Origin of the sequence: Kitasatospora sp. MY 5-36, assembly GCF_001182915.1 — a bacterium.
In the GTDB taxonomy this organism is placed as follows: Bacteria; Actinomycetota; Actinomycetes; order Streptomycetales; family Streptomycetaceae; genus Kitasatospora.
Genome location: NZ_LFVW01000868.1, coordinates 1 through 3703, shown reverse-complemented (window position 1 = coordinate 3703; position 3703 = coordinate 1). Strand labels below are relative to the sequence as shown.

General features: G+C 70.8%; 3 protein-coding genes and 1 tRNA gene. 3 read left to right on the top strand and 1 reads right to left on the bottom strand.

Annotated elements, in window-relative coordinates; translation table 11 throughout:
* Window positions 1–307: 307 nt before the first annotated feature.
* Window positions 308–392 (bottom strand) — tRNA-Leu (locus AE652_RS37460).
* Between the two features lie 304 nt (window positions 393–696).
* On the opposite strand from AE652_RS37460, the gene AE652_RS37455 reads away from it, so the two are divergent.
* The 3 genes from AE652_RS37455 to AE652_RS49350 form a co-directional block, all read left to right on the top strand.
* Complete coding sequence (locus AE652_RS37455) at window positions 697–2028, top strand: M20/M25/M40 family metallo-hydrolase (RefSeq protein ID WP_049659731.1); 1332 nt, start codon at window positions 697–699, stop codon at window positions 2026–2028.
* Window positions 2029–2307: 279 nt separating this feature from the next.
* Window positions 2308–2550, top strand: coding sequence for a chaplin (locus AE652_RS37450; RefSeq protein ID WP_049659730.1), 243 nt, complete (start codon window positions 2308–2310; stop codon window positions 2548–2550).
* Between the two features lie 327 nt (window positions 2551–2877).
* Window positions 2878–3703 (top strand): chaplin (locus AE652_RS49350; protein ID WP_049659729.1); only part of this gene is annotated, 826 nt, incomplete at its 3' end.

Below are 3703 nucleotides of genomic sequence, written 5' to 3'. Positions count from 1 at the left end.
CCGCCCCGGCTGCGGCTCCTGCCGCCGCTCCGGTCGAGGCTGCCGCCCCCGCTGCCGCCCCGGCCGAGGCTGCGGTTCCGGCCGAGGCCGCCGCTCCGGCCGCTGCCAACGAGGGCTGACCGAGCCCTGCCACCTCGGGCGTGACCCGCACCGTCCCGTCGGGCCAGGCCCACCCGGATGCCCGGCCGGTTCCCACCGGCCGGGCATCCGCCCGTGGCGGTCGCACCACAGCGGTGACCCGCGCCACAGGGGCGATCCGCACCGGAAAAGCAGAAAGGCCCCAGATCAACTGGGGCCTTTCTTTCGGTGTCCGAGGGGGGACTTGAACCCCCACGCCCGATAAAGGGCACTAGCACCTCAAGCTAGCGCGTCTGCCATTCCGCCACCCGGACTAGGTGTCGTCCTCGCGGCTTCCGATCTCTCGTCCGTCGCGCTGACAGATGTAACTGTAGCAAAGATCGGCTTGGGGTCCCAAAACGGTTTCCGGCGGGCTCCCGGCGGGCGGGTCCGACGGGTGGCGGGGGCAAGGGGCGGCGTGTGGCGGGGGCGTGACCAGCGGGTTTCGGGAACGTGCGGGGGCTGGATCGGGATCGGGGGCTGGGGGAGGATGGGCGGACGTGCTCGTACGGCCCGGGTGCAGGTCCTGGGGGTGGCGCGCTGGTGCGTCGGTGCGGGCCCAAGACGCGAGGAGTGACCGTGAGCGAGCGGAGCGAGTCGGCGGCGCCGAAGGTGACGGCTGAGTCGGAGGTCGCCGAGATCTGTCGCGATCTGATCCGGATCGACACCAGCAACTACGGGGACGGATCCGGCCCGGGGGAGCGGAAGGCGGCCGAGTACGTGGCCGAGCAGCTCGCCGAGTTCGGGCTGGAGCCGAAGATCTTCGAGTCGGCCAAGGGGCGGGCCTCGACCGTGGTCCGGATCGAGGGCGAGGACCGTTCCCGTCCGGGCCTGCTGATCCACGGCCACACCGACGTGGTGCCGGCCAACGCGGCGGACTGGACCCACGACCCGTTCGGCGGTGAGATCGCGGACGGCTGCGTCTGGGGGCGTGGCGCGGTGGACATGAAGGACATGGACGCGATGACCCTGGCGGTCATCCGCGACCGGCTGCGCACCGGGCGCAAGCCCCCGCGCGACATCGTGCTGGCCTTCCTCGCCGACGAGGAGGCCGGCGGCACCTACGGGGCGCGCTTCCTGGTGGACAAGCACCCGGGGCTGTTCGAGGGCGTGACCGAGGCGATCGGCGAGGTCGGCGGCTTCTCCTTCACGGTCAACGACCAGGTCCGCCTCTACCTGGTGGAGACGGCCGAGAAGGGCATGCACTGGATGCGCCTGACGGTCGAGGGCCGGGCCGGCCACGGCTCGATGGAGAACGACGACAACGCGATCACCGAGCTGTGCGAGGCGGTCGCCCGGCTCGGCCGGCACCAGTTCCCGCTGCGGATCACCAAGACCGTCCGGGCCTTCCTGGACGAGCTGTCGGACGCGCTCGGGGTCGAGCTGGACCCGGAGAACATGGACGAGACGCTGCGCGTGCTCGGCGGCATCGCCAAGATGATCGGCACCACGCTGCGGAACACCGCCCAGCCGACCATGCTCGGCGCCGGCTACAAGGTCAACGTGATCCCCGGTCAGGCCACCGCGCACGTGGACGGCCGCTTCCTGCCCGGCTACGAGGAGGAGTTCCTGGCCGAGCTGGACAGTGTGCTCGGCCCGCGCGTGAAGCGCGAGAGCCTGCACTCGGACAAGGCGATCGAGACCGGCTTCGACGGGGCCCTGGTCGAGGCGATGCAGACCGCGCTGCGGGCCGAGGACCCGATCGCCCGCGCGGTGCCGTACTGCCTGTCGGGCGGGACGGACGCCAAGTCCTTCCAGGACCTGGGCATCCGCTGCTTCGGCTTCGCGCCGCTCCAGCTGCCGCCGGAGCTGGACTTCGCCGGGATGTTCCACGGCGTGGACGAGCGGGTGCCGGTGGACGGGCTGAAGTTCGGCGCCCGGGTGCTGGACCGCTTCATCGACGCCTGCTGAGCCGTTCCGCGCGGCGGTGCCCGCGCTGATCAGGTGACTGGGTCGGCCCGCTCCCGGGGCTCCGGGGGCGGGCCGACCGCATTGTCCGAGCTGATGATTGTGGGACAGGAAGAAAGAGATCGACAGAAGCGATTCTGCTCGGAATTCCAGGCCGATCATGTGTGCGAGATCTCACCGTTGCGGGTGAATGGGAGATCCACTCCGTACCCCGTTTGCCGCAGCGTCGTTCATCCCTGTGCAGCCCGCCGAACGGGTTGCGTTGTCCATACAGGAGGAATGATGAAGGTCAAGAAGATCGCCGCTGTCGCCGCCGCCACCGGTGGCCTGGTGCTCGCCGCCGCCGGTGTCGCGTCCGCTCAGGGCGGCGCCGCCGCCGAGGGTGTGGCCGCCGGTTCCCCGGGTGTCGTCTCGGGCAACCAGATCCAGGTTCCGGTGCACATCCCGGTCAACTTCTGCGGCAACACCGTGAGCGTCGTGGGCGTGCTGAACCCGGCGTTCGCCAACCACTGCGCCAACTTCTGAGTCGACCTCCGGGCCGTCGGGGCCTGTTGAGCCGACTCACGCGAGCCCCCGGGCGGCGGACGCGCCGCGCCGGGGGCGTTCGCGTCCGCGCCGGGATACCGGATACACGGGATCCGACACGATCACTCGATCGAGTGAAGCGGGGTTTCGTTGCTCAACCTCCCCGTTGGCCTCTCGTTAACCCGTGTGCAGCCGAAGCCCTTGCGTGATTTACGGATATACGGAAATTCCGACTTTTTTGCAAGGTTCATGCCAAGGTCGACACGTCGTCTCGAAATGTCAGGGGAAAACATGAGGAAAGTAGCCAAGAAGGGGATCCTCACGGCCGTGGCCACCGGCAGTGTGCTGGCCTCGACCGCCGGCTACGCCTACGCGGGGGGCGCCGACGCGCAGGGGGTGGCCACCGGTTCACCCGGTGTCGTCTCGGGCAACTCGGTCCAGGTGCCGATCGAGGTGCCGATCAATGCCTGCGGCAACACGATCGATGTGATCGGCTTGCTGAACCCGTCCTTCGGCAACCGCTGTGCCAACGTCAGCGGCGGCGGCCATCAGGCGTCCAAGCCCGCCCATGGCGGCCAGTCCGGCACCACCGGCGCCGGCCGTACCGACAGCTCCAGTGCCAGTGGGAGCCAGGGTGCCACGGCTCCGGCCAGCACTCTGCCGGCCAGTACCCTCCCGGCGAGTGCCGTCCCGGACGCCGCGGGTCCGGCCACCAAGGTTCCGGGTGCCGATGGCACGGGTGTCGACGTCCCGGGGGCCGGCGCCTCCGGTGTCGCCGCCAACTCGGCGGGCGTGCTCTCGGGCAACAGCGTCCAGGCGCCGGTGGACGTTCCGGTCAACGCCTGCGGCAACTCGGTGAACGTGGCCGGCGTCGGCAACCCGGCCTTCGGCAACGACTGCGCCAATGTGGAGAAGGTCGAGAAGGTCACCCCGACGCCGCCGGCCGAGGGCTGCGTGGAGACCTGCCCGACCCCGCCGCAGACCTCCTCCGAGGAGGTGACGAGCGTCGCGCGCACCGGCGTGGCTCCGGCCACCTCCGCGTCCGCGGCCGTGGCGCCCGCCGCCAAGCCGGCGCCGTCCGCCCAGCTGGCCACCACCGGTGCCGGCAACGTCGAGCTGCTCGGGGCCGCCGGCCTCGCGATGCTGCTCGGCG

Excerpts from the sequence above, each read along its gene's own strand:
- AE652_RS37450 (WP_049659730.1), top strand. The coding sequence starts at position 2,308 with ATGAAGGTCAAGAAGATCGCCGCTGTCGCCGCCGCCACCGGTGGCCTG.